The 24,476-nt window shown below is 33.9% G+C and carries 27 protein-coding genes; 4 read left to right on the top strand and 23 right to left on the bottom strand.

Going from position 1 to position 24,476, the window contains the following annotated elements; translation table 11 throughout:
* Positions 1-3: 3 nt before the first annotated feature.
* Positions 4-912: a PfkB family carbohydrate kinase gene (locus EOJ36_RS05040; RefSeq protein ID WP_127802991.1), complete on the top strand. Its 909-nt coding sequence runs from the start codon at positions 4-6 to the stop codon at positions 910-912.
* On the opposite strand, the gene EOJ36_RS05035 is transcribed toward EOJ36_RS05040, so the two are convergent.
* The 11 genes from EOJ36_RS05035 to EOJ36_RS04990 form a co-directional block, all read right to left on the bottom strand.
* Positions 909-2,174 carry a M16 family metallopeptidase gene (locus EOJ36_RS05035; RefSeq protein WP_127802989.1) on the bottom strand — a complete coding sequence of 422 codons (1,266 nt, stop codon included), beginning with the start codon at positions 2,172-2,174 and terminating at the stop codon, positions 909-911. The two genes, EOJ36_RS05040 and EOJ36_RS05035, sit on opposite strands and share 4 nt — an antisense overlap.
* Before the next feature lie 69 nt (positions 2,175-2,243).
* Entirely contained in the window at positions 2,244-3,380 is a 1,137-nt protein-coding gene (gene porV, locus EOJ36_RS05030; RefSeq protein WP_164847847.1) for a type IX secretion system outer membrane channel protein PorV, read from the bottom strand.
* A gap of 110 nt (positions 3,381-3,490) precedes the next feature.
* Positions 3,491-6,670, bottom strand: a complete 3,180-nt coding sequence (porU, locus tag EOJ36_RS05025; protein WP_127802985.1) for a type IX secretion system sortase PorU — start codon at positions 6,668-6,670, stop codon at positions 3,491-3,493.
* Positions 6,636-7,250, bottom strand: a complete 615-nt coding sequence (locus EOJ36_RS05020) for a SprT-like domain-containing protein (RefSeq protein ID WP_127802983.1) — start codon at positions 7,248-7,250, stop codon at positions 6,636-6,638. Before EOJ36_RS05020 ends, porU begins: the two co-directional genes overlap by 35 nt.
* Before the next feature lie 56 nt (positions 7,251-7,306).
* Positions 7,307-7,480, bottom strand: coding sequence for a hypothetical protein (locus EOJ36_RS11950; protein WP_164847846.1), 174 nt, complete (start codon positions 7,478-7,480; stop codon positions 7,307-7,309).
* Between the two features lie 114 nt (positions 7,481-7,594).
* Positions 7,595-8,089 (bottom strand): GtrA family protein, encoded by a 495-nt coding sequence (locus tag EOJ36_RS05015; RefSeq protein ID WP_127802981.1) that lies wholly within the window; start codon positions 8,087-8,089, stop codon positions 7,595-7,597.
* Positions 8,090-9,487, bottom strand: a complete 1,398-nt coding sequence (locus tag EOJ36_RS05010; protein ID WP_127802979.1) for an NADH-quinone oxidoreductase subunit N — start codon at positions 9,485-9,487, stop codon at positions 8,090-8,092.
* 13 nt (positions 9,488-9,500) lie between these two features.
* Positions 9,501-10,952, bottom strand: coding sequence for a complex I subunit 4 family protein (locus EOJ36_RS05005; RefSeq protein WP_127802977.1), 1,452 nt, complete (start codon positions 10,950-10,952; stop codon positions 9,501-9,503).
* An 18-nt stretch (positions 10,953-10,970) separates the two neighbouring features.
* Positions 10,971-12,851: an NADH-quinone oxidoreductase subunit L gene (nuoL, locus tag EOJ36_RS05000; RefSeq protein ID WP_127802975.1), complete on the bottom strand. Its 1,881-nt coding sequence runs from the start codon at positions 12,849-12,851 to the stop codon at positions 10,971-10,973.
* 27 nt (positions 12,852-12,878) lie between these two features.
* On the bottom strand, positions 12,879-13,208 hold the full coding sequence (gene nuoK, locus EOJ36_RS04995; protein ID WP_127803436.1) for an NADH-quinone oxidoreductase subunit NuoK: 330 nt from the start codon (positions 13,206-13,208) through the stop codon (positions 12,879-12,881).
* A gap of 97 nt (positions 13,209-13,305) precedes the next feature.
* A complete protein-coding gene (locus tag EOJ36_RS04990; RefSeq protein ID WP_127802973.1) occupies positions 13,306-14,115 on the bottom strand; it encodes a 3'-5' exonuclease in 810 nt (269 codons plus the stop codon).
* Between the two features lie 47 nt (positions 14,116-14,162).
* Between EOJ36_RS04990 and EOJ36_RS04985 the strand changes: the two genes are divergently transcribed.
* Complete coding sequence (locus EOJ36_RS04985) at positions 14,163-14,855, top strand: YjjG family noncanonical pyrimidine nucleotidase (protein WP_127802971.1); 693 nt, start codon at positions 14,163-14,165, stop codon at positions 14,853-14,855.
* Here the strand turns inward: EOJ36_RS04985 and EOJ36_RS04980 are convergent.
* Genes EOJ36_RS04980 through EOJ36_RS04960 form a run of 5 tightly spaced genes read right to left on the bottom strand, consistent with a single transcriptional unit; the run spans position 14,852 to position 17,465 of the window.
* Positions 14,852-15,475, bottom strand: coding sequence for a hypothetical protein (locus EOJ36_RS04980; protein ID WP_127802969.1), 624 nt, complete (start codon positions 15,473-15,475; stop codon positions 14,852-14,854). The genes EOJ36_RS04985 and EOJ36_RS04980 overlap by 4 nt on opposite strands.
* 8 nt (positions 15,476-15,483) lie before the next feature.
* A complete protein-coding gene (locus tag EOJ36_RS04975; protein ID WP_127802967.1) occupies positions 15,484-15,786 on the bottom strand; it encodes a (2Fe-2S) ferredoxin domain-containing protein in 303 nt (100 codons plus the stop codon).
* 2 nt (positions 15,787-15,788) lie between these two features.
* On the bottom strand, positions 15,789-16,553 hold the full coding sequence (gene xth, locus EOJ36_RS04970; protein WP_127802965.1) for an exodeoxyribonuclease III: 765 nt from the start codon (positions 16,551-16,553) through the stop codon (positions 15,789-15,791).
* Complete coding sequence (locus tag EOJ36_RS04965) at positions 16,550-16,903, bottom strand: hypothetical protein (protein ID WP_127802963.1); 354 nt, start codon at positions 16,901-16,903, stop codon at positions 16,550-16,552. Before EOJ36_RS04965 ends, xth begins: the two co-directional genes overlap by 4 nt.
* A 1-nt stretch (position 16,904) precedes the next feature.
* Positions 16,905-17,465 carry a hypothetical protein gene (locus tag EOJ36_RS04960; protein ID WP_164847845.1) on the bottom strand — a complete coding sequence of 187 codons (561 nt, stop codon included), beginning with the start codon at positions 17,463-17,465 and terminating at the stop codon, positions 16,905-16,907.
* A gap of 193 nt (positions 17,466-17,658) precedes the next feature.
* Between EOJ36_RS04960 and EOJ36_RS04955 the strand changes: the two genes are divergently transcribed.
* On the top strand, positions 17,659-18,894 hold the full coding sequence (locus EOJ36_RS04955) for a 4-hydroxy-3-methylbut-2-enyl diphosphate reductase (RefSeq protein WP_127802959.1): 1,236 nt from the start codon (positions 17,659-17,661) through the stop codon (positions 18,892-18,894).
* Here the strand turns inward: EOJ36_RS04955 and EOJ36_RS04950 are convergent.
* The 6 genes from EOJ36_RS04950 to rpmH are packed head-to-tail and all read right to left on the bottom strand — an operon-like array spanning position 18,891 to position 23,187.
* Complete coding sequence (locus EOJ36_RS04950) at positions 18,891-19,775, bottom strand: fructosamine kinase family protein (protein WP_127802957.1); 885 nt, start codon at positions 19,773-19,775, stop codon at positions 18,891-18,893. The two genes, EOJ36_RS04955 and EOJ36_RS04950, sit on opposite strands and share 4 nt — an antisense overlap.
* A 6-nt stretch (positions 19,776-19,781) precedes the next feature.
* Positions 19,782-20,282, bottom strand: a complete 501-nt coding sequence (locus tag EOJ36_RS04945; RefSeq protein ID WP_127802955.1) for a DUF2480 family protein — start codon at positions 20,280-20,282, stop codon at positions 19,782-19,784.
* Complete coding sequence (gene tsaB / locus EOJ36_RS04940) at positions 20,282-20,965, bottom strand: tRNA (adenosine(37)-N6)-threonylcarbamoyltransferase complex dimerization subunit type 1 TsaB (RefSeq protein ID WP_127802953.1); 684 nt, start codon at positions 20,963-20,965, stop codon at positions 20,282-20,284. Before tsaB ends, EOJ36_RS04945 begins: the two co-directional genes overlap by 1 nt.
* A complete protein-coding gene (locus EOJ36_RS04935) occupies positions 20,955-22,616 on the bottom strand; it encodes a S41 family peptidase (RefSeq protein WP_127802951.1) in 1,662 nt (553 codons plus the stop codon). Before EOJ36_RS04935 ends, tsaB begins: the two co-directional genes overlap by 11 nt.
* Positions 22,603-22,980: a ribonuclease P protein component gene (gene rnpA / locus EOJ36_RS04930; protein ID WP_127802949.1), complete on the bottom strand. Its 378-nt coding sequence runs from the start codon at positions 22,978-22,980 to the stop codon at positions 22,603-22,605. The genes EOJ36_RS04935 and rnpA overlap by 14 nt, the downstream gene beginning before the upstream one ends.
* A gap of 51 nt (positions 22,981-23,031) precedes the next feature.
* On the bottom strand, positions 23,032-23,187 hold the full coding sequence (gene rpmH / locus EOJ36_RS04925; protein ID WP_127802947.1) for a 50S ribosomal protein L34: 156 nt from the start codon (positions 23,185-23,187) through the stop codon (positions 23,032-23,034).
* A gap of 107 nt (positions 23,188-23,294) precedes the next feature.
* Between rpmH and EOJ36_RS04920 the strand changes: the two genes are divergently transcribed.
* Positions 23,295-24,047: a glycosyltransferase family 2 protein gene (locus tag EOJ36_RS04920; RefSeq protein WP_127802945.1), complete on the top strand. Its 753-nt coding sequence runs from the start codon at positions 23,295-23,297 to the stop codon at positions 24,045-24,047.
* Positions 24,048-24,104: 57 nt separating this feature from the next.
* Here EOJ36_RS04920 and rpsJ read toward each other — a convergent pair whose 3' ends face one another.
* Positions 24,105-24,410: a 30S ribosomal protein S10 gene (rpsJ, locus tag EOJ36_RS04915; protein ID WP_127802943.1), complete on the bottom strand. Its 306-nt coding sequence runs from the start codon at positions 24,408-24,410 to the stop codon at positions 24,105-24,107.
* Between the last annotated feature and the right edge of the window lie 66 nt (positions 24,411-24,476).

The raw sequence follows: 24,476 nt of genomic DNA, 5'->3' as shown, positions 1-24,476 counted from the left end.
TTTATGAGTTTATTATCAATTGGTACAGTTGCATTTGACGCCTTGGAAACACCGTATGGAAAGACGGATAAAATCATCGGGGGTTCTTGTACTTATATTGCCCTTTCTGCTGCATTTTTCGTGCCTCAAGTAAATGTTGTTGCCGTAGTTGGAGACGATTTTCCAGAGGAATACATGGATATGTTGAAGTCAAAAAATATTAATTTGGATGGACTTCAAATTAAGGAAGGTGAAAAGTCGTTTTTTTGGTCTGGGAAATACCACAATAATATGAATGACCGCGATACTTTAATAACGGAACTAAATGTATTGGCAGATTTTCAACCGGCTATTCCTACAAGTTACCAAGGTTGTGAATATCTGATGTTAGGTAATCTTACCCCTCAAGTTCAAATAGATGCGATTAACGGATTGGCTAAGCGCCCCAAATTAGTAGTGATGGATACGATGAATTTCTGGATGAACGTAGCCATGGACGATTTAAAGAAAGTTTTGAAACAAGTAGATGTCTTGTGTATCAATGATGAGGAGGCTCGCCAATTGTCTGAACATTATTCTTTACGCGTTGCAGCCAAAAGAATTATGGACATGGGACCTAAAACCTTGATCATTAAAAAAGGAGAGCATGGTGCACTTTTATTCCAAGAAAATAAAATGTTTTATTGTCCGGCTTTGCCCCTAGAGGAAGTTTTTGATCCGACAGGTGCAGGAGATACTTTTGTAGGGGGATTTATCGGATACCTTGCAAAGACAGATGATATTTCATTTGACAATATGCGTAAGGCAGTTGTTCATGGCTCTGCAATGGCCTCTTTTTGTGTGGAAAAATTTGGCACTGAGCGATTGTTGGAAATCACAGAAGAAGAGTTAGCAGGTCGTGTAAATGAATTTAGAGAGTTGGCACGTTTTTAGCCAACTCTAATATCAAAAAATTGATTTTCTTCCCAATAGGTATTGGCCAATTCAATTAGATCCTTTGAAGTGCAGGATAAAATTTGACTTTGGAATTGGTCGTAAAAATCATTGGGAAGATTTTCTAAACAAATAATTTTTACTTTTTCTGAAATTTCAAAGGCCTGAGTTAATTCCCCCACAAAACTTCCCATCAAATAGTTTTTAACCAAGCTTAATTCATCTTCACTTACTAGTTCTGTTTGCAGTTTTTTAATTTCTTTGTTGATTTCCTCAATGGTTTGGTTGGCATTTGTTTTATTTACATCTGTTCCAACAATCCAATAAGCAGCTCTTTGTAGGGCAACATTGGAGGATGAAATTCCGTATGTAAATCCTTTTTCTTCACGAATATTTTTTTGTAATCTTGAACCAAAAAATCCTCCTAAAACAGTGTTTAAAACAGCAAATTTGAAATAATCTGGATTGGTTCTTTGTACACCAATTTTCCCGAAACGAATGGAGGTTTGCAAGGCATTTTCTTTTTCTTGGTAAAAAACTTGATCCTTCCCAATTTGTAATTCAGGTGTTTTCAAATCTGTTTTTTGCTTGAAAGAAAGACTTTCAAAACTTTTTACAACTGCTTCTATTTCTTTGTTTGAAATTTTCCCAGAGAGAATAATGGTAGGTTTGCTGCCTTTCCAAAAATTTTCATAAAATAATTTTAAATCATTTACTTCAATTGCTCGAAGCGATTGCTCATTGGAAATTCTACCATAAGGGTCATTGGCAAATAAATGTTTTCGGAAATATTGGTTAGCTGCAAAGGATGTTTTTTCCCAATTATGTTTGTTTTTTTGAACTTCAATTTCAAGTTCGTTTGTAAATTCAGCCTCAGAAATTAAGCTGTTTTCTAAAATATCTAGCACCAATGGAAGTAAGTTGGGCAAATGTTTACATAAACTGTAAATGGTAAGTGTTGAATTGTCGAGCTGGTTACTTATATCCCAATAGGCGCCATAAAAATCAAAGGCTTCATTTAATTCAAATGAATTGAGTGATTGAGTTCCTCTTTTCATCAATTGAGCCGTTAGTCCAGAAATACCTGGCTTGTTTGCAAAAATGGCTCCAGCCGGAAAAACTAATTCCAATTTAAAGACTTCTTGGTCTCCCAATGAAATAATGTGTAAATCAATCCCATTGCTTAATTCAATCGTCTTTGGTTTCGGAAAAGCTACAGCTTGAATGGGGTGGGATACAGGAGGAACGCTTCGATTTAACATCTTGAATCTATTTAAAATACAAATGACACCCCAAGGGATGTCATTTGAAATCTATATTGTATTTATTTATTACTTAGTAGTATTTCCGCCACTATTAATAGCAGCAATTAAGGAAACACGTAATGTGTTTGATAATGGGCTATTAGATCCAGTTGGAACTAAGTAAGAAAAATCAAAATTGTATTTTTGGTCTAATTTAAAACCTACTCCGAAAGTAGCATATTTTCTATTACCTTTTTCTGCACTTTCGTTAAAGTAACCAGTTCTTAAAGCAAATGTATTTTTTAATAAATATTCAATACCTAAAGAAGTAGTAACCTCTTTTAATTCATCCCCAAAACCATTAGGCGAATCGAATAAAGAAGAGAAAATGCCACCAATTGCAGTTACATCTTTTAGGTTAGAGCCAGCAGCATCTTTTGGTGTTGGAACCATTAATTTATTGAAATCTAAGGCAACTGTGAATTTATTTCCTTCACCTAAATCCTTAGTGCTTGCCATTCCTAAACGTAAGTTTGTTGGAATAAAGTTTTTGTCAGATCCACCATAGGATACCTTACCAGAAATATTTGATAAAGTTAAACCATATTTAGTATTCCAACTTTTACCAGAATTCTTATTCCAGAACAAACCAATATCAGCTGCTACTGTCTGAGCTGGAGTCATTACTGTATTGCTTGATTGGAATGAACCCAAAAGGTTTGAATTAATGTATTTTAAATTTACACCTAGTGATAAAATCTTTGTTAAAACTTTAGAATAAGTTCCAGTGATGGCATATTCTTTAGAGTTGAAGTTACCTAAGCTAGTTCCAGTAGAAGAAGTTGCTTGAAAAGTACCTTGGTCAAAGTAAATGATAGAAAAACCAAATGCTTGGTCATTACCTTTTTTCTGATATCCAGATACATTATATAAAGCCATATCTTGAACGATATTCTTCAACCATGGAGAATACGAAACTGCAAATCCTAAATTATTTTCAGAAGTTGCTAATTTTCCAGGATTCCAAAAAATGGAATTAACATCTGTTGAAACCGCTACACCAGCATCTCCCATACCTGCTGCACGTGCATCTGGTGCAACATTTAAGAATAACATCGTAGGGCTAGGGATTAGATTTTGTGTTGTTTGAGCAAACACAAAACTTGAAACACTCGTGAAAAATACCGTTAGGAGTGAGCCAATAACTTTTGATTTATTAATCATATTGAATATGTTTTGAGAGAGTTTTATGCTTTTATTAGTAATCATTTATGTTCAAAGGTAATAAATTTTAACTTATAATTATAATTTTAAACAAATCTTTACTGACAATATCAATTAATTGGAAATATTTTTCCAAAATAACTTTTTGTAAAACGATTAACTGGTTCTAAAATTTCAATTTTATAAAAATAAATTTGTTTAGGTCGTAAATTTTGAGGCCTTACCACCTCATTGCCATCAAGAAAACGACCATTTATTTCCTCTACTTGATTACCTATTACATCATATATTATTAGTTTATATGGATAGTTCGTCCACAAATTTACACTCTTTAATTGAATTGTAAATTGATCTATATAAGGATTCGGATATACTTTCAATGGATTTTCGAATGACTTATCATAGGTAATTCTAAAATCTTTTTTAGTTTCATTTTGAAGTAAATCACTTACGTTGAAAATGATTTTATTTTCACCAACTGACAAAATTGATTCATCAATTTCAACTGACCATTGATTTAGTTGTTTGAAATCTTTTACAAAGGTATCAATTGGATATTGTAAACTGTCGTTAATAGTTACATACGATTTTTGATTCGTTGCCAATAGTTGACCTATGCCAGAGCTGTCCGAAATTGTAAAAAAATTGTCGTTAAATTTAGATTGTACAATATTAGGGCCTTCTTTGTCAATAACATTTTGAATACCTTTTTTAATTGGAAATTTCATTGTTCCCAAATAATTTTCATTGCTGTTATTACTTTTTGAAAACTGAATTGTGATTTCTTCTGATACCAACTCCTGTAAAGTAAATGCAGGTATATTAATTTTGTTGCTTCCTGGTTTTAAACTAATTTCCTTTATCAAAAGATCGTTTCCCGATTGAAGAAAATTGAATTTTGGGGACTTAGTCCCGAGAGTTTGTGTTGGAATATTACTTAAAGAAACCCTAAGATTCCCTGTAATTTCTGAATTTAAAGAATTATGGATGATAATTTCATTGGCTTTTCCAAGGGTGAAATCTGTTTTGTCAATGGTTAACTTTTGATAATTCCAAGGTATTGAGCTGCTTGGATCACCTAGAAGAACGATATTTCTATTGCCAATTTGTCCTTTTCCAGCATTTTTTGTGTCTTTTACTAAATCTCCAATTCTGTAGTTTTTTTCAGATTTATGTTGAGCAGCTAATTCATAAAAATTATTGCCAAAAGTAAAATTGTTACTCTGAAATACGGGTCTAGAAGTGCCAATAATTGCTTGGGATCCACCAGTATCGGAACATAATAATGCCTCTGCACCAGATAAGATGTAGGGGTTATCAAATTTTGCAAATTGACAAGTAGCCGTAAATAAAATGGGTAAGTTATTTTTGTTTTTTAGAGATACAATATCATTAATGGTTAAAATTTTTTCATCTGTCCATCCACTCTCTGATCCATGTCCCATGAAATGAATAAATCCTGCATCTTTATAAAATAGATCTACTAATTTCTTGTTTGCCTCTGGACTTGTATAAATTCCATTTGACTGTTTCATAGGGTATTCATCAATGTATAATTTTTGTATGGGTATTTCTGGCATATTAGCAGAAATCTTTTTTGAAAAACTTTCTGAATCAATGATGTGGATATTTGAATCTTCATCGTCTGCCACAAAAGTTAACTGATGATTCGGATGCTTTTGCCCTTCAATTAATTTATTGACCATCATTTCTGCCTCAGCAATAGATTTTGCTGGAATTCGGCCGATTCCAATTTCCATTGGACTAAATGAATTGAAATCTTGATCCCATTGGCCCAGTGAATCTGTTAAAATACCATAAAAATCATCACTTACATAGGAGTTTAAAGGATAAAGGGATTCAGTACTTTCAAAACTTGGGATTTTGGAAATACTTAAATCATTTTTGCTTAAAATATTTTTTTCTTTTACATCTACACTTGCATCGGAAAACAATAAGAGGTATTTAAGTTGGCTTTTCTTTATTTTTTTTTGCTCAAAAATATAATTACGGATGGCATTGGGATCTAATTTGCCAGCACTAAATGCTGTATAAATATTTTCCGGAATTCTAATTTCTGTTTTAATTCCTTTTTCAATTTTATAGGATGCCAGATTTTTTGAGGCGTTTTCAAATTCTTTTGGACAAAGGATTAATAGCTCGGTTCCTGTTGCTAAATCAGTATTAAAGTTTTCTAGTTTATTCAGAAACTTTGGTTCTGCTGCATTTTCTGAATTACTTGCAAGGACTAGACTAGTGGAATCGCCACTTATTTTAATTATAGAATTTCCATTTCCCCAATAATGAAAACCATCTTTTTGAAGGCTCCAAATCTGCGTGTTGTTGTTGGTGTTTTCAAGTTTCAAGTTTGGATTGAAATCATGAAATTCGTACCAAGTATTATTTTCAATTCCTGTTAATTTTTTTGGATACCAAAAATTTACTTTCCCAATATTTCCTGAACCCGCTTTTGATTCAAATTGAAAAGTAGTTTCAAAATTGGCAATTGAATTACTGGCCCTACCTGATTGGACTACCGATTTTTTCTCTGCTTTTTTATCATATCGTTCACCAGAAATGGGTTCAAATGTCTGTGTTATATTGCCTAAATTAGTTGTAATGGAAATTTGAGAGGGATAAATTGAGGAGGCAAATAAATCTACCTTTAAAATATTTTTTTCATTTGGTACAAAATCTTTCAAAGGGAAGTTTATTTTTTTTTGTTCGCCTTTATAAAATGGTTCAGATATCCAAAGTTGCCCTGATTGTAGAAAATTAAATTTTTCCTCTTTCCAGGTTAGTTTCTCGTAGGCGAAATTTGTCGAATTTCCACTGGCAGTAGATTTTTCTGCACTTGCCCAATTACTTATCGCTTCATCTAATTGGACATAACAAAATGTTGAATCGGAATAAATTGATTCAAAGGTTTTGATTGCAAAAAAAAGCTTATCCTCCGCATTAAAGATTTTGTCTTCAAGGCCTATTTGAAGGACTGGAGTTTTTTTTAGGTTTTTTAAATTTTTAGGGTCAATTGGCGAAATACCATCAACTTGATTTGAATTTTGTTCGGAATATATAGCTATTTTTTCTGTATTAAGGCTACTTAATGGGATATTATGTTGAATAAACCAATTTCCATCAATTTTTTGAAGGCCCTCTTTCGGTATAAATAACTTGAACCACCGCCCTTTAGAAAAATCTTGTGAATAAGAAGCAAAACTTATTATCAAGCCAAAAAGCTGAATCAGGAAAAACTTAGGAAGGAATTTCAACTGGTTGAATACTTGCATTTTTGGAAACTAAATATTTCTTCCCGGTTTTAGGGTCTATGCAAAAATAACGTGTTCTGTTGAGTTTTTGTTTGACAAGCAACAGGTTTTTAATTAAAAATGCTGCATTTTCTGGTAGATCTTTTAATAAAACTTTGTCGCTTTGGGGGTCAAATGTTTTTAGGATTTCTACTAATGGTGCATAGGTGGCTGATGATGCACTCGGATTTGCGAGGTATTTTTTTAAAATGTTAATTAAATTCTCCGGTAAAAGTTCTGGTTCTAAAATGGGATCAAATAAATCTTTGAATTCTTTTTTCCATTCGGACCCGTGCGGTTGAACTTTGTTTTTGAATTTTAAATAGGTGGTTAAATGAGCAACTTCGTGTATATAGGTTACTAAAAATGCGTAAGGGTTTAAGTTGTGATTTACTGTAATGCTATGTCCCTTAGTTGGATGGTATCGGTAATCTCCATATTTCGTATGTCTACTTTTGCTAACGATAAACTTAAAATCGTTTTCATGCCAAAGTTGAAAGCAATATTCAGCCACTGTAGGGGGAAAGTGGTCAAAAAATGATTGAATAGGTTTGCTTTTCATAGGGCATAAAAAAAGTCCTTCGGAAGAAGGACTCTTTTTTTCGAATTCGTAATGAATTACTTTGCAACAGCAGTATCAGCAGCAGCAGTATCTGCAGCAGCAGTATCAACAGCAGCAGCAGCAGCTGTATCAGCAGCAACTGAATCAGCAGCAGCTTCTGTTTTCTTCTCACCACAAGAAGCTAAAGTAACCATTCCAGCAACGAATGCTAAAGCGAATAATTTTTTCATTTTGTTTAATTTTTTAAGGTTTGAGCCACAAAGCTATTAGATTAAATTGGATATTGCAAAATTTTTTAAGTTTTTTTTAAGTTTTTTTTAAGTTTTGGCAAAAAAACTTAAAATTTACTTGATGAGGGCCTTGAAACGGTCGTAAAAACCACTGCTTTTAAAAGTAAAGGTTTTGTGCAAAATGTAATTGGAAATAAAGCTAAAGCCCATCCCAATTAGTGTAGAAGCATTTTGTGTAAGGTTTATTTTTTTGTGGGAGTATGGTATTACTAATTGGAAATCCTCAGTAAAAGAATTAAATAATTTATAGGAACCTACACTAAATCCCCAAGTTACAAATCCAGAGAAAATGGCAACGATGAAAAATTTAATCATTTCTCTTTGAGTCTTATTCGTATTACGAACATCGAATGCAAATAGTTTAGTTAAAATAAACCCAACAACTAAGGCAATTAAATAGGCTGGGAAAATAGATTTGTCATAACTTAGGGAAAACCAATCTTTAATAATAGATCCACTTACCAATTGAACAATTGCACCAGTTCCCGCCACGAAAAAATAGGCGATTAGGTCCTTTTTGTTAAAAATATTGGATTCAGTTTTAGACAATTAGAAGATCGATTTTAACAATGTTGGATAAATTCCTAAAACTAAAGTGCCAATACAAGCAGACCAAAGTGCAATTTTAAATAAAAATGAAGTTTCAATTTTTTCTATTTCACCTGAATTGAAATAGACTGAAATGATTCCTTTGAAATAATAATAAATACCCACTGCAGACATCAATACGGCAATGATAATTGGATAGGTTAAGTTTTTGTTGAACATATCTGTAAAGACAAAAAACTTTCCCCAGAATCCTGCGGTTAATGGGATCCCAGCCAAGGACAATAAAGCCACTGTAAATGCAAATGCTAAACTTGGATTATTTTTTGCTAAACCATTTAGTGCATCAAAATTTTCAGGTTTTTCAGTCCTACCTGTTTGGTATTCTGCAACTACCATTAATACAGCAAATGAAACCGCTGTTGCCAGGGTGTAAGCTAAACTGTAATATAAAATATTGGAAGAAGTACTTGGTTGGTTTGCACAAACAGTTAATAACATATATCCTGCATGCGATATACTTGAAAAGGCTAACATTCGTTTTGCACTTTGTTGATATGCTGCTGAAATATTACCTAAAATTAAAGTGATAATTGTGATAAAATAAACAGTGATGATCCAGTTTTTTTGAAATCCACCGAATGTTACATCTAAAATATGATAGATAGCAGCAAAACCTGCTGTTTTCACGACTGTTGACATAAACATGGTGAAAATAGTTGGCGCACCTTCATAGACATCTGGAGTCCAGAAGTGAAAAGGAGCTGCTGATATTTTAAACAATAATCCAATGCCCATTAGGATAATACCTGCATATAAAAAGCTTGGTAGAGATTCAGGAGCGGTATGCGATAAATTATATAAAATTCCTGAAATATAAAGGGAACGGGTTGAACCATAAACTAAGGCAATACCGAAAAGTAAAAATCCAGTGGCAAATGAACCCATTAAAAAATACTTAAGTGCAGCCTCATTTGAACGCAAATTTCTTTTGTCAGAGCCTGTTAAAACATACATAGCTACAGATAAAATTTCCAAACCAACAAAAAGCATGATGAGATTTTGGAACGATACCATTAACAAGGCACCGACCAAGGAGAAAAGCAATATTGCATAATATTCTGCTGGTTGGGTATATACCTCATCTTTTCCAAATCCATTTGAAAAAGCTACCACCAATAAACCAGCTAACTGAATAATCAAGCTAAAATTGATCGAAAGATTGTTTGTTTTCATCATATCGCCGAACCAAAGGTATTCGTGGTTCCAATCCATAGCTGTTAATGCCATGCTGCAAATGATGAATAATAGAGTAACTACTTGAAGACTTTGACGTTTGAACGTAAAACCTAAAAATAAATTAATTATGCCGAAAAGTGATAAAGCAATAACAGGCGTCATATCTTCAATTTTTTTACTTGATCCACTTAGATAATAAGTCAACAGCAGGTTGACTATAATTTAAAACAACTGTCGGGAAAATTCCTCCCAAAACCACTAAAATGCAAAGTGGGATAATTACTAATTTTTCTGAAATTGTTAAATCTTCAAAATTTATGCTGAATTTAGATGCATTCCCAAACATAGATTTTTGAATCATACGTAGGGTATAAACAGCGCCTAAAATAATGGTAATTCCGGCGATAATGCCAATAGTTAATTGGTAATCGAAAACACTTTTAAGCAATAAAAATTCTCCCACAAATCCATTGGTTAATGGAAGTGCTACAGAACCTAAACTTAAAATAATAAAACCGATCGATAAAACCTTTGAGGCGCTTGTTATACCTCCTAATTGGTCTAAATCTCTCGATTGAGTCCTTCTTTCAATTACTTCAACAATAAAAAATAAACCAACAATGTTGATACCATGTGAAAGCATTTGGTAAAGAGCACCTTGAATTCCTTCATTGGATAGAGTTAACATACCAGCTGACATCAATCCAACGTGAGCAAAGGAGGAGTAAGCTAATAGGCGCTTCATATCTTTTTGTTGAATGGCAATTATTGAACCATATAAAACACCGATGACGGACAAAATAATTACCCAATTTCCCCAATTAGCGATACCTGCTGGAAACATTGGAACAATCATTCGAATCACTCCATAGGTTCCCATTTTCAACATGATTCCCGACAATAACATAGTTCCTTGACTAGGTGCTACTGTGTAGGTATCAGGCTGCCAAGTGTGGAATGGAAACATCGGCATCTTAATTGCAAAAGCAATAAAAAAGGCTAAAAACAAAAGACTTTGTTCTTTCGTACTTAAAACTGATGCTGTTTGATAAAGTGTTTCGAAATCTGCAGAAGGCGTATTTCCTGGAGTTCTTAGGTACACATAAATCAAGCCAATTAATAAAAACAAGGATCCGAAAAGGGTATAAACAAAGAATTTGAAAGAAATTTTTGTGCGGTTTTCACTACCGTATAAATTGATAATGAAATAAATTGGTAATAAAGATGCTTCAAAAAAGAAGTAGAATAAAAAGGCATCTTTTGCCAAAAATGCACCCATTAGGGCTGCTTGCATAGTTAGAATCAATCCTTGGTATTTTGCATCATTGGCCTTTTCACTACCAGCTGTTGAACCAATGATGAAAGGAACTAAAAGTGCAGTCAATAAAATCAAAATGCCATTGATTCCATCTACAAAAAGTGCAAATTTTAGTCCAGCTTCTGGAATCCAATTGCTAATAAACTCTGTAGGTAGTTTGCCTGTGTTTGCATCACATAAAAGAATGCAAGAAATAATTAATTCAATGATTGAACCTCCAAGCGCAAGTCCAAAGGCTTTTGCAGGTTTGGCAATTAATAGAAAACTGCCAAGTAATAGGGGAAATAAAAGTATAAATAATAAATACATTCCTTTGTGATTTCTAAATTAAAAGATCCAACTTTTCAATGTCCAAGCCAAAATAATTGCAATTGCAGCAACCATCATGAAAATATAAAATCCAATGTTTCCTGATTGTAGTTTGCGTAATTCGTTTGAACTGCTTTTTACAAACTTTCCAGTTGACTCCACCAATAAATCAATTATAAGGAAGTCAATAAATGAGTAGAAAAATTGGGATAAAAATTGAATAGGTTTTACAAATAAGAAATTATAGGCCTCATCAATGTAAAACTTGTCATAAATGATTTTTTGAATTCCTGAAATTTCTGCATCTGCAGCTGGAACTGCTTTTTTGCTACCATACAATTGAATGGCAAAAATTGCTGGAATAAAGGCAGCCGCTAAAGGAGCTAAAAATTCTAAACTTGCGAAATGTACTTCAAGCGCCTCATGTGAACCTTCAGGTAAGATTGGATTCAACCAATGTGCCAAAAATTCATTTCCACCAACAAAAGCTGGTAAATTAATAATTCCTCCAATTACAGATAAAACCGCCAAAACTATCAAAGGTAATGTCATGGCTATAGGTGATTCATGTAAATGATCTGCTTGGTGTTGTGTGCCTCTGAAATCTCCGTGGAAAGTTACTATAAACACACGGAACATATAAAAGGAAGTCAAGGCAGAACCAACAATTGCCAATGCCCACATCACGATATCGTGGTGATATAAATGTGCTAAAATTTCATCTTTGGAAAAGAAACCAGCAAATGGAGGAATACCTGCAATGGCAATAGTTCCTAATAAAAAAGTTATATAAGTTATTGGTAATTGCGATTTTAATCCGCCCATTTTACGAATGTCCTGCTCATCTGACATGGCATGAATAACCGATCCTGCCCCTAAAAACAACAAAGCCTTAAAAAACGCGTGAGTCATTACATGGAAAAAAGAGGCAGTGTAGGCCGATGCTCCTAATCCCATAAACATATAACCTAATTGAGATACAGTAGAATAGGCTAAAACTTTTTTGATGTCGTTTTGGAATAAACCAATTGCTGCACCTAAAAGGGCAGTTGCTAGACCAATCCATCCAACAAAGTGTAATACTTCTGGACTCATTTCAAACAGTACATTGGCACGAATAACCATGTAAATACCTGCAGTTACCATGGTAGCTGCGTGAATCAATGCTGAAACTGGGGTTGGTCCCGCCATTGCATCTGGCAACCATGTAAACAATGGAATTTGGGCAGATTTACCCATTGCACCAATAAATAAACAGAAAGCAATTAATCCTAAATTAGATCCATTACCTGCTTTTATTGCTTCAAAAACTTCTTGGTAGGTTGCAGTTCCAAATTCTTGAAACAATAAAAATATGCCGATTAAGAAACCTAAGTCACCAATTCTGTTCATGATAAATGCTTTTCTTGCAGCATCTCCATAACTATTTTTCTTGTTCCAAAATCCAATCAATAAATAAGAACACAATCCAACACCTTCCCAGCCGATAAACAAGGTAACGAAGCCAGAGCCCATTACTAACAGCAACATGAAAAACACGAAAAGGTTTAAAAAGGCAAAAAATTTGCCAAATCCTTCATCGTGTGACATATATGCACTTGAATACACATGAATCAAGGTTCCAACTCCTGTAATAATCAAAAGCATCAAAAGCGACAATTGGTCAATTTGAAATGCAATCGGGATTGATAATTCTCCAACCGAAATCCAATCCAATAAAGGTACAATTTGGGTATTGCCATCAAATTGTAAAAACAATTGTAAAGACAAAGCAAATGCTGCTAATGGTGGAATCGTTCCAATAATTCCCGCAACTGGGTTAGATAATTTTGGAAAGGAAAGACCATTGATCAAAAATCCAATCAATGGTAAAAGAGGTATAAATAGTATTGACGACATATATCAATAAATTAGGCAAATGCGATTTTAATTTCTCAATTTATTCAGTAATCCAATATCGATAGTTTGAATATTTCGATAAATCATTACAATAATAGCTAATCCAACGGCTACTTCTGCTGCTGCAACGGCCATAATAAAAAATACAAATATTTGACCCGCTGGGTCTGAAAAATAAGATGAAAATGCTGCTAAAAGTAAATTGACTGCATTAAGCATCAATTCAATCGCCATAAAAACGATAAGGGCATTTCTGCGGGTTAATACTCCTAAAACGCCAATTGCAAAAAGTGCAGAGCTTAAAAGTATGTAATGCGTTAAAGGTATTGTTCTTATAATTTCAGGTATTGACTGCATAAATCTGTCGGTTTTGGTTTCCATTTTAGAAACCTTTGAAAGCTTTTTTGCGTGGCAAAAATACTAAATAAAACGATAAAATCGAATAAAAATATGATTATCGTTTAAATCCACTCAATTTAATCTCTGTAAGTTTTCTCTTAGTATCTTCAGGAAACTCACCGTTTAAAATCCAATCATAGTAAGAAGGTTCTTTAGCTAACACTTCTGCAACCGGTTTTCCCATGTGTTTTCCAAAATTAAACACCGCTACTTGTTCTTTATTATAAACCATTCTTCCTGCAAAATCAATCAAATTATTGGTGGAGAGCTGATTTAAAACCGACATGTCATTTTGAATTGGAAAATATTCTTTATCGTTTTCATCCTTCAACGGTGTATTTTCGTAATACTTAACTTGTGCATTTAAAACCTCTAAAGTAGCTAATACATCTGCTTCTGCCGAGTGTGCATTTTTTAATTCTTTTTTGCAGTAAAATTTATAGGCTGCAGACAAATTTCTCGGTTCCATCAAATGATAAATACGTTGGGCATCAATCAATTTTCTGTTTTTTACCTCAAAATCAACACCGTTTCGAAGAAATTCTTCCACCAACATCGGTACATCAAATCTGTTGGAATTGAATCCGGCTAAATCGCAACCTTCCAAAAATTGAGCTAAAGATTTGGCCACTTGTTTGAAACTGGGCTCATCTTTTACATCCTCATCATAAATTCCATGGACTAAGGAAGCTTCAAGTGGAATGGGTATTCCTGGGTTAATTCTCCTTGTTTTTATTTCAATGCTTCCATCAATATGTGCCTTGGCAATTGCTATTTCAACGATTCTGTCTTTTTGAACCTGTACACCAGTGGTTTCCAAGTCAAAAAATGCCAATGGTTTTTTTAATTGTAATTGATGTTCCATAGAAATTTTATTATCCAACAAAGGTACATCTTTATTATTTTTGTTTTATGATTTTTCAACCGAAAGCTATTTTTTTTGATTGGGACCATACCTTATGGGACCACGATGCCAACGCAAGTCAATCCTTATCTGAATTATTTCATCAATTTGATTTAGATGCGCAACATCCAGGAGGTTTTGATTCTTTTTTCACATCTTATCAACTTATTAATAATTTTTTGTGGGAGGAGTACCAATTCGGAAGAATTAGTCAGGAGGAATTACGAGCTACTCGTTTTCAAAGAATTTTTGAGCAAATGAATTTAGAAGGAGATTATCTGAAATTTGGAGACCTATTTTTGGAAATTACTCCTCGAAAATCTCAAATGATTGAAGGGGCAATTGAAATAATTGAACGATTAAATTCAAAATATCCCTTATTTGTTTTAACAAATGGATTTTCAGATGTCCAGGATATTAAAATTTCTGGTTCAGGAATTAAACATCATTTTGCAGGAATTATCACTTCTCAAGAAGCTCAGGCAAAAAAACCTGATCCAGCTTTTTTCCAATATGCGCTAAATTTAGCCAATTCAAAAGCCGAAGAGGTGCTGATGATTGGTGATCACGAGAAAATTGATGTTTGGGGAGCCGAACAAGTAGGTATTCCCGCCATTCATTTGAATGAATTAGGGGTTGAAAGCCAAGCCAAAAGACAGATTAGGAAACTAAAGGAATTAGAAAACTGGATAGTTATTTAATCAAAAATTGATAATTGTTGGTCGTTTGATTTGCGGTCAAAGATTTTTTTATCTCGAATGAATTTTTTGTTTTCCTCTAAGAAATGTGTGAAAGATTCGATTTGATTGTATAAAGGATTAAAGTCAAATGTATTCAATTGATAACTTTCTACATAAACTTCTTTGAAATCAGTTATGATGTAATCTAATTGCTCAATTCCATATTTTTGCAAACCTAACAAATATAAGTTTTGGTGATTAGATGCGAAACGGTTTGGAGAGTAAAATGAGGTTGTCTTTAAATCGAAGGCAATATTTTCTCCAACGCCATCCACATACCCATAAATCAAACAGTTTTTGTGCCGCGACTCTAAATAAAACTGAGTTTTATATCTTTGAGGGATTAGGTTTCTTGCTTTTTCAATGACAGATTCTTCGAAAAATTCCTCTCCTTGTCCTAAAAATACTGCTTTTTCGAAATCCAAACCTTTTTGTTGGGCACCTGTGGTAGGCTTTTTGACACGATTGATGCGCTCAATCATTTCAATTTCGTCCACCATAATTTTCCCATTTGAATCTTTTGTTTGATTCAAATACATAGAATAGGAATTCAAAAGGGTTGGATAAATTCTGTAAATCATACCGCAATTTAGCCAATTTGTAACCTACTTACAATTTCATCATTTGTAAGGTGTTTCTCAACTATTTCTTGGACATCGCTGATTTGAACGTTCCCGTAAAATACACCTTCTGGATAAACAACCATTGCAGGGCCTTTTCCACAAACATCCAAACAACCCGATTTTTGTATTCGGATTTTTTTAGGATTGCCTGCTTTCTCCCATTCAGCTTTCATGGCATTAATTAATTCCATTCCATGGCCAGAACCGCAGCATTTTTTGGGTGCATCTTTGTCGTTTGTACAAATAAATACGTGTTTTTCGTAAATCATAACTAAAAATTTAATTCAAGTGCGATGGGGCAATGGTCGGAATGTACTGCCTCAGGGTGGATAGCAACGTTTGAGATGTTATTTTGTAGACCTTTGCTGACCATGTGGTAATCAATACGCCAACCTAAATTTTTACTTCTTGCACCCGCACGGTAACTCCACCAACTGTAATGATGTGCTTGGTTGTTTAGGTGTCTAAAGGTATCAATAAATCCAGTTTCCAAAAATTCACTCACCCAAGCTCTTTCCTCTGGCAAAAATCCTGAGCTGTTTGCATTCGATTTGGGATTGTGAATATCTATTGCTTGGTGGCAAATGTTGAAATCTCCTGAAATCACCAAATTGGGAAGCTTTTCCTTTAAATTATTTATGTAATTTGTAAAATCGCCTAGCCAATTCATTTTAAAATCTTGTCGGGCATCCCCCGTAGTGCCAGATGGCATATAAACGCTCATTACCGAGAAATTGTCGAAATCAGCACGGATGACCCTACCTTCATAGTCGTATATTTCTATTCCACAGCCAATTTCTACATGATTTGGTTTAATTTTGGTAAAAATAGCAACTCCAGAATACCCTTTTTTTTGTGCAGAATGCCAATAAATGAAGTAGCCAAGTTCCTCGAAAGGCGTCAGGTCAACTTGCTCAATTTCAGCCTTTAATTCTTGAAAACAAATGACATCAGGGTTGTTGAATTTTACCCAATCAACCAAGCCTTTTTGCATGGCTGCTCGGATTCCGTTTACATTATAACTGATAATTTTCACGAGAATATTTCGGTTGTAAAGTAATGAATAATATGTGATTTGATGAGAATTTCCTGTTCTTTTAAAGGTAAAGAGGGAACAGGTTTTATTAAATCCCAATGCGGCCAACCCTCTGAATCGCTTCCGATCAATTGATAAAATCCTGAATAACTAAGAACCTTGCAGGTTGCAATGTGCATTAGATCCTGTTTTTCCTCTTTGCTAAATTCCTTCGGTCCCTGCCCTAACTCTTGAATACCAATTAAGAATAGAACGGAATCTACATCCGAAGGTCTTTTTCCAAAAGATTTTTCTAAAAAATTCAGAATATGTTCCCAAGAAGCTTGTACACTTTCTGTTTCGAAATTCATATTAATTGATGGAAATGCTGAATTTAGCCGACTCTAAAACAGCCTGCACTCCCTGAGGATTATTTGTTACTAATATTAAATCACCTTCCACGAATTCATCGGAAATATTGGTGATATTAATTCTTCCTACGCCATTAAAAACTCCATCTGCATTGGGGAGTGAGGCAACGTAGAAATTATTTTTATCATTATAATTATTTAAATTTTTAATTAGATTTCCGATATTACTATTTTTTCCATCACCCGGAATAAAATAGGTCCCCGTTCCATTAACATCAAATAATTTAATAAATACCGATTCGAAATTTTTAGGCTCTGTAATTTTTAGCGTTAAAACTCGCTGTCCACCTTCCATGGAAAACTCTGCTGAAGCCTGTGATGTAATTAATTGATGGGCGTTTGTTTGTCCAAATTCAATTTTACCAGAAAAATGGGAGGTTAATTGTTTTTTCTTGCTAAACGAATTTTCATATGTAAGCAATAAAACAACAACCAATAGGCCTGTGTATAAAATATTCACAGGATTTTTTAAGAAATAATTCACCAATCTACTTAAAGTCATAGATTTAATTGTTACTGATGATTTCGAAAAAAATGAATACTTGCCCATCTTTTACGGCTTATTTAAATTTTAGTGGCTATTCTAGACTACAAAATTAGCTAATAGATTGAATAACTGAAATTTTTTTTAGTTTTTTTGTATGTTTATATATATAATTTTTTTTAGAACATTATTTTTGTCTAAAATTTAAAAAATGAAATCATTCTCTATTCCAAATCTTTTTAAAAGTGAATTAATTGGGAAAATAAAGGAAAAGAGGCGTGTGAAAGATAAACTTAAAAAAGATTTTTCACCAAGTTTTTTAGATTTTGGACCAGTCCAAATTTATCTATCTAGACATTTTGGGTTTTGCTATGGAGTTGAAAATGCCATTGAAATAGCCTATCAGGTAATTGAAAATCACCCGGACAAAAGAATTTTTTTGCTGTCAGAAATGATTCATAATCCTTCTGTAAATGAAGATTTATTAGATAGGGGACTCCGATTTATTCAAGATACGAAGGGGAATCAACTCATTCCATGGAATGAACTTAAATCTGATGACATTGTAATTGTCCCTGCTTTTGGTACAACATTGGAAATTCAAGAAAAATTAAAATCCATTGGGATAGATTCCTATGCCTATGATACCACTTGCCCATTTGTAGAAAAGGTTTGGAATAGGGCATCAGCAATTGGACAAAAACAATATACGGTCATTGTGCATGGGAAGCCTACACATGAGGAAACCAAAGCTACTTTTTCGCATTCAAAGGAGTCGGCACCTACTTTAATTTTAAAAAATTATGCCCAAGCTGAAAAGTTAATCCCTTATTTGCGAAAGGAAAAAAATAGAGCTGATTTTTTTAGTGATTTTCATGGGCAATATTCAAAAGGTTTTAATCCAGAAACGGATTTGCAAAAAATTGGTGTGGTAAATCAAACAACCATGTTGGCTTCTGATACGCAAGAAATTGTTGACTTGCTACGAAAAACAATGGTTGATTTTTATCAATTACAGCCTAATGAGGTAGTTGAAAGGTTTGCTGATACACGTGATACTTTATGTTATGCAACCAACGATAATCAAAGTGCAACTTATGGATTATTGACTCAGGAGGCAGATTTTGCTATAGTGGCTGGTGGATATAATTCATCTAATACTTCACATATTGTTGCCTTGTGTGAGGAGAAATTGCCTACTTATTTTATTAATTCAGAGGATAAATTGATTTCGAATAAAAAAGTTAAGCACTTTCTTTATGAATCTAAAAAGGAGAAGGAAACCTCTAACTTTATACCTGAAAAAGATAAAGTAATAATCATGTTGACGTGTGGGGCATCCTGCCCTGATCCCATTGTAGAAGGTATTTTGAGAAAATTAATTTCATTTTTCCCAACGGCACAAAATCCAGATGAAGTGGTAGAAAATTGGTTGAACCTAAATTAAAAAGGTTTTAAAATTGTTTCAATTGTTGGTATGTAACCTTCTCCAAATAAATTGACATGTACCAAAAGTGGATATAAATTGTAATACGGTATTCTTGTATGAAATCCTTTTTCTAAAGGAAAATGCTCATTATACGTTTTGTAAAACTCTTCTTCAAATCCACCAAACATAGTTGAGAAAGCGATATCTGCTTCTCTAAATCCATAATAACAGGTAGGATCCACTAAAGTAGCAAGACCACTTTCGTTGACCATCACATTGCCGGTCCATAAATCACCATGAATTAATGAGGATTTTTCTTGCGGGAAAATAGACGGCAATTCTTTGAAAAAGTTTTCAAATTTTTCAGCTAATTTCTTGTCAATTTTTCTGTCGTAAAGAGCTTTTTCAATTTGGAACAACAATCTATTTTGAATAAAGAAATCTACGCCGTTGGTATTCCACTCATTGGGTTGATGGCTTAGTCCTATGAAATTATCATAGGCAAGTCCAAATCCATTTGCATGTGTATTTTGATGTAATTTGGCAATTTTTTCACCCAAATCACTATTGAAATTGTTTGACTTTTCTATAGAATGTACACATTCCATTATGAGGAATTCCTTTTCTTGCTGAATGCCAAAAGCCAAAACTGATGGGACAGAAACAGTGGACGTGGAGGCCAACAATTTTAGATTTTTTGCCTCTGACTCCAATAAACCTTTATGCTCGCCCTGATTCCATTTGATAAAATATTCGCCTAAATCAATTTTGATTCTACCGGCTAAATTAAAGTTTCCACCATAGAAAAATTCAAATTCTTGGATTTTCCCCGCATTGCTTACATGTGCAGAAAGAATTTCTTCAATAAACTGATATTGTTCTTGGTTTTGATTCGACATAGTGAATTACTTTTTCTTAAATAATGGAACGGTACTGCAGGGTTCACCGAAAAATAAACTTTTGGCAATTGGCTGTAATTTTGAACTTAAATATACATAGGCAGCTAAAGGTACGGCCTCTTTTGAACAGCCTTTCACCACAATTTTCCCATCTTTGAAATCCTCCAAATTTAATTCATCAATTGCATTTTTCCAGATTTGCTTTTCCAAATCTTCCAAATTTCCTTCAATTATAGTCTGAGCAAAAGGCTTTAAATGAATACTTAGTAGCATAAATGCCCATGTAGGAATAATTGCATCAGCAGTGCAAGTAATTGCCACATGTGCATTTTGGTATTGCGACCAATCGTGTTGAACTAGAAACTCCCGAAAATCTTTTTCCTTTAATACTAATTCTTGAAATAAAAGGGGTTTTAAGTCAAATAAAGTGCGTGTTCCTGAGGGTTTGATTTGTTCTAAATCAAATTGAATTAATCCAGATTGAGCAACTTTATTGATAATTTCCATTACATGCTAGTTTTGGGTTTTGTTCCCACAAATTCCTTTAAATATAGGGGCTCAATTAAAACAAGGTTTTCGAATCTTTCGTTCAAAAAGGCCTCATGTGCTAATTTGCCCATAAAGATAGCGTTTGGATAATTGAAATCAGATGAAAAAATAAAATTCTTGTTTTCACAAATAGATTCCCATTTTGAACTACCATTTCCAAAGCAAACTACAGGATGCTCGATTTCTATAAAACTTTCATTCGATAAAATTTTTGCCTGGGTTTGTACCAACTCATTTCCTTGTTGATCAAGTAAACAAGTATACACCTCCATTCGGCGTGCGTCTAACATTGGACAAAAATAGTTGCTTGAATATTGTAATTTTGCAGCTTCCGTAAGAATATGTAAAGTCGGTATGGTAATCAAAGGTTTATCTAAAGCGTAACAAATTCCCTTTGCAGTAGAAAGTCCAATTCGTAAGCCTGTATAAGAGCCTGGACCTATGGAAACGGCAATCCCATCCAATTCATTTAGGCTAATTTGACTCTCTTCGCAAACCTCTTGAATTAAGATAGTTAGCATTTTGGAGTGTGAACCCTCTTCTGTAAGTAGCCTATTAGCTACCAATTGCCCATTGGTAAAAATTGCAACAGAGCAATGCAATGTTGAGGTTTCTATTCCCAAAATATGATTATTGGACATGCTTTTTAAGGATAGAATTATATTTTTCTTCTTGATTCAAAACCTTAATGCCTTCTAAAATAGCATCGTCCTTGTTAATAGACCATTCCTTGACACCTTTTCTGAAATAGTAATGTGCCGTAATTTCATGCTCAATGAAGTATTTAATGTCTTTTTGATTGTCCTTTAACAATTGCTCCAAACCCAAAGCCGAATTATTTTTTAATTTTTCTAAAGAAGTTAGAAGCTCAGGATTTAATTTTTCTGCTTTTCCTAAAATTTCCAATTCTTTAATTTTTTCAGAAAATGGACTTTGGTAGGTAAATTTTTTCAATTTTATGAATTCGATAAATTCATAAAAATCATTTTCTGAAAGTTGAAATTCTTTGGCAGATGCAATGTTTTTGTGTTTTTTATAATATTCAAGACTGAATAAGAAAAATAAATCCTTTTTGTATAAAGCGCTTAGAAAATCTCGTTCCAAATCGTCTTTGATGAGGATATCAGGTGCAATACCTCCCCCATCTTTAACTTTTCTCTTGTTTTGTGTTAGGAAAGTTTTAGTTGATGAGTCGGCCTTTGGCTTACTTTTTTCTTTTTTGTGTTGGTAATCAATTGCCTGAATACAACGCCCGCTGGGGATATAGTATTTGGCAGTTGTGATTTTTAGTTTGGTTCGGTAGGGGAGATCTCGTGTAATTTGAACGAGTCCTTTTCCATAACTTTTTTGTCCCAACAAAACAGCACGGTCATAATCTTGCATAACCCCTGCTACAATTTCTGCAGCGGAGGCGGAATAACCATTAATTAAAACAACTAAGGGGAGATTTGTGTCGAATCCTTGGTTCAAGGTTTTATAGGTTTTGTTCCAATCTTCAACTTTACCTTTTGTATCTACAATTAATTTATCCTTGGATAAAAACAAATTGCAAACATCCACTGCTTGGGTTAATAATCCTCCGGGATTATTTCGGATGTCTAAAACGAGTTTTTTCATCCCTTGGTTTTTCAATTGGATTAAAGCTGCTTTTACTTCTTTGGCTGCATTTTCATTGAAATCGTCGAGCTGAATATACCCTATTTCCTTTTGAATCATACCCGCATACAATACATTTTTTACTACCACGGTTTGTCGAGTAATTTCAATCGCCTTGGGAGAAATTTCATCGGGTTTTAAAATTTTTAAATGCAATATTGTGCCTGCCTGACCCTTGATTAATTTAGAAGGCTCTACGTCGTTGTTTTTTAAATCAAGACCATTGATTTCTAAAATTTGGTCTCCGGTTCGCACGCCTGCTTTAAAGGCAGGCTCGTTTTCTTCCACCTGTACGAAATAATAATTCCCCTCTATTTTATCTACAATGACCCCAATTCCTTGGTATTTTCCAGTAGTCATGCTTAAAAAATCATCAATTTCTTCTTCAGGATAATATTCGGTGTAAGGGTCCATTTGTTCCAACATGCCGTCTATTGACGATTTGATGGTACTTGCTGGATCGATTTCATCGACGTAAAACTTGTTTAATTCCTTTATTACCGAAGCGTAAATTTCTAAGTTTTTGGCTAGGTCAAATAATTTATTGTCTGTTGAGAAGGCGAATGCAATTCCCAAAACAGGGATGAGTAACCAAAGACTTGCTTTTTTAGTTAAAAGGTGCTTAAGCAATTTCATTGGGAGCAGCAATAGATTGTAAGATTTGGCAAAGTTTTTTCTCGATTTTATCAAAGGGTTCAATCGTTTTAGCAATATACATAAAAGCGATGTATTCTGGTAAATTATTGTATTTTCCTTTGTTTAAGCGGTAGGCCTCCCTTGTTCTTCGTTTGATAAGATTTCTGTCAACCGCTTTTTTATATCTTTTCTTTGATACCGAAATCAACATTTGAGGGGAAGAAAAATCTTCTGATTGGCTTAGATACAAAACACGAAAAGGATAAACAAATTGCTCTGACACAATTGGATTATCCTTTTTAAAAAGTATATCTATGACTTTTTTTTGGGTTAAACGCTCTGATTTAGGGAAAGTGAAGTTCACGGCATCTTATATTTAATAAGCCGAAAAAGCCTCTCCTGAAGCTAAAACAGCTTATTTACCTCTTTTTTCGTCAGATACAGACAATTTATGGCGTCCTTTAGCACGACGAGCAGTTAAAACTCTACGTCCGTTTGCTGTAGACATTCTCTCACGGAATCCGTGCTTGTTTTTTCTCTTTCTTACCGATGGTTGAAATGTTCTTTTCATTGCTTTACTTATTTAAACCTATTTTAGGTCTGAATTGGGTTTGCAAAGGTAGGGAAATTTTATAAAATATCAAACCTTACAAAAAAATAATTTTTACCTTTGTGCGTATGTTAAAAGTTTCCATCATTACTGCCAGTTATAACGCAGCTGAAAATATTCGTCAAACGATTGAATCAGTGCTTTCTCAGGATTATCCTAACCTAGAATATTGGGTAATTGATGGAGGGTCAACAGATGGTACTTTGGATATTTTGAAGGAATATGAAGGTAAAATTAATTACCTTTCTGAAAAAGATTCAGGTATATATGATGCCATCAACAAAGGGTTGGCTCGAGTAACCGGAGATATTATAGGATACATTGGTGCCGACGATTTTTATCCAAACCCCCATGTTTATTCTACGGTGGTTGAAACGATGGAATCTACGGGTGCTGAGGCGGTTTTTGGTGATAAACAATATGTAGATCCAATCAATACGGCCAAAGTAGTTCGTTATTGGCGACCAGGTAAAAACACAGATTTGAAGTGGTTATGGGGCTGGATGCCCACGCACATGACATTTTATGCCAGTAGAAAATTGGTGGAACGTAATGGGCCATATCGTACAGATTTTAAATGTTCAGGAGATTATGAATGGTTGTTGAGGGCCTTGTTTAGAAAAAATGTAAAAACGGTTTACATTCCTAAATTGTTGATCACCATGCGGGCAGGCGGAGTAAGTAATGCGAGTCTAAAGCACCGGTTTTATGCTAATATGGAAGATCGGAAGGCGTGGCGAGTAAATGGACTGAAACCTTATTTTTGGACCGTATCTATGAAGCCTATTCGGAAAATTTATCAATTGTTTGTGAAAAAATAAGATATAAAAAAAGGCTATTCTTTACAGATAGCCTTTTTTTATGAGTTTGATCAAAATTTACACTTTGATTTCAACATCAACACCTGAAGGTAATTCTAACTTCATCAATGCATCTACAGTTTTAGCAGAAGAAGAGAAGATGTCAATTAAGCGCTTGTACGTACATAATTGGAACTGCTCACGAGCCTTCTTGTTTACGTGTGGAGAACGTAAAACTGTAAATTTCTCGATTTTAGTTGGAAGAGGGATTGGTCCTGAAACCATTGCACCTGTAGCCTTCACGGCTTTCACGATCTTTTCAGCTGATTTGTCAACCAATGTGTGGTCGAACGACTTCAACTTGATACGAATTTTTTGATTCATAAAATTTTGGTTCGTTTAGTGAGAGCTTACTGAAAGAACCATATACTCCAGTAAACCAATTAGGTA

It is taken from the genome of Sandaracinomonas limnophila (assembly GCF_004005965.1).
Taxonomy (GTDB): domain Bacteria; phylum Bacteroidota; class Bacteroidia; order Cytophagales; family Spirosomataceae; genus Sandaracinomonas; species Sandaracinomonas limnophila.
The sequence above is the reverse complement of the archived record's forward strand: the minus strand, read 5'-3'. Positions and strand labels throughout refer to the sequence as shown.

What these genes read in the sequence shown, in the direction of transcription:
- EOJ36_RS05040 (WP_127802991.1), top strand. Translation starts at nt 4, where the DNA reads ATGAGTTTATTATCAATTGGTACAGTTGCATTTGACGCCTTGGAAACA.
- EOJ36_RS05035 (WP_127802989.1), bottom strand. Translation starts at nt 2,174, where the DNA reads ATGTTAAATCGAAGCGTTCCTCCTGTATCCCACCCCATTCAAGCTGTA.
- porV (WP_164847847.1), bottom strand. Translation starts at nt 3,380, where the DNA reads ATGATTAATAAATCAAAAGTTATTGGCTCACTCCTAACGGTATTTTTC.
- porU (WP_127802985.1), bottom strand. Translation starts at nt 6,670, where the DNA reads ATGCAAGTATTCAACCAGTTGAAATTCCTTCCTAAGTTTTTCCTGATT.
- EOJ36_RS05020 (WP_127802983.1), bottom strand. Translation starts at nt 7,250, where the DNA reads ATGAAAAGCAAACCTATTCAATCATTTTTTGACCACTTTCCCCCTACA.
- EOJ36_RS11950 (WP_164847846.1), bottom strand. Translation starts at nt 7,480, where the DNA reads ATGAAAAAATTATTCGCTTTAGCATTCGTTGCTGGAATGGTTACTTTA.
- EOJ36_RS05010 (WP_127802979.1), bottom strand. Translation starts at nt 9,487, where the DNA reads ATGACGCCTGTTATTGCTTTATCACTTTTCGGCATAATTAATTTATTT.
- EOJ36_RS05005 (WP_127802977.1), bottom strand. Translation starts at nt 10,952, where the DNA reads ATGTATTTATTATTTATACTTTTATTTCCCCTATTACTTGGCAGTTTT.
- nuoL (WP_127802975.1), bottom strand. Translation starts at nt 12,851, where the DNA reads ATGTCGTCAATACTATTTATACCTCTTTTACCATTGATTGGATTTTTG.
- nuoK (WP_127803436.1), bottom strand. Translation starts at nt 13,208, where the DNA reads ATGCAGTCAATACCTGAAATTATAAGAACAATACCTTTAACGCATTAC.
- EOJ36_RS04990 (WP_127802973.1), bottom strand. Translation starts at nt 14,115, where the DNA reads ATGGAACATCAATTACAATTAAAAAAACCATTGGCATTTTTTGACTTG.
- EOJ36_RS04985 (WP_127802971.1), top strand. Translation starts at nt 14,163, where the DNA reads ATGATTTTTCAACCGAAAGCTATTTTTTTTGATTGGGACCATACCTTA.
- EOJ36_RS04980 (WP_127802969.1), bottom strand. Translation starts at nt 15,475, where the DNA reads ATGATTTACAGAATTTATCCAACCCTTTTGAATTCCTATTCTATGTAT.
- EOJ36_RS04975 (WP_127802967.1), bottom strand. Translation starts at nt 15,786, where the DNA reads ATGATTTACGAAAAACACGTATTTATTTGTACAAACGACAAAGATGCA.
- EOJ36_RS04965 (WP_127802963.1), bottom strand. Translation starts at nt 16,903, where the DNA reads ATGAATTTCGAAACAGAAAGTGTACAAGCTTCTTGGGAACATATTCTG.
- EOJ36_RS04960 (WP_164847845.1), bottom strand. Translation starts at nt 17,465, where the DNA reads ATGACTTTAAGTAGATTGGTGAATTATTTCTTAAAAAATCCTGTGAAT.
- EOJ36_RS04955 (WP_127802959.1), top strand. Translation starts at nt 17,659, where the DNA reads ATGAAATCATTCTCTATTCCAAATCTTTTTAAAAGTGAATTAATTGGG.
- EOJ36_RS04950 (WP_127802957.1), bottom strand. Translation starts at nt 19,775, where the DNA reads ATGTCGAATCAAAACCAAGAACAATATCAGTTTATTGAAGAAATTCTT.
- EOJ36_RS04945 (WP_127802955.1), bottom strand. Translation starts at nt 20,282, where the DNA reads ATGGAAATTATCAATAAAGTTGCTCAATCTGGATTAATTCAATTTGAT.
- tsaB (WP_127802953.1), bottom strand. Translation starts at nt 20,965, where the DNA reads ATGTCCAATAATCATATTTTGGGAATAGAAACCTCAACATTGCATTGC.
- EOJ36_RS04935 (WP_127802951.1), bottom strand. Translation starts at nt 22,616, where the DNA reads ATGAAATTGCTTAAGCACCTTTTAACTAAAAAAGCAAGTCTTTGGTTA.
- rpmH (WP_127802947.1), bottom strand. Translation starts at nt 23,187, where the DNA reads ATGAAAAGAACATTTCAACCATCGGTAAGAAAGAGAAAAAACAAGCAC.
- EOJ36_RS04920 (WP_127802945.1), top strand. Translation starts at nt 23,295, where the DNA reads ATGTTAAAAGTTTCCATCATTACTGCCAGTTATAACGCAGCTGAAAAT.
- rpsJ (WP_127802943.1), bottom strand. Translation starts at nt 24,410, where the DNA reads ATGAATCAAAAAATTCGTATCAAGTTGAAGTCGTTCGACCACACATTG.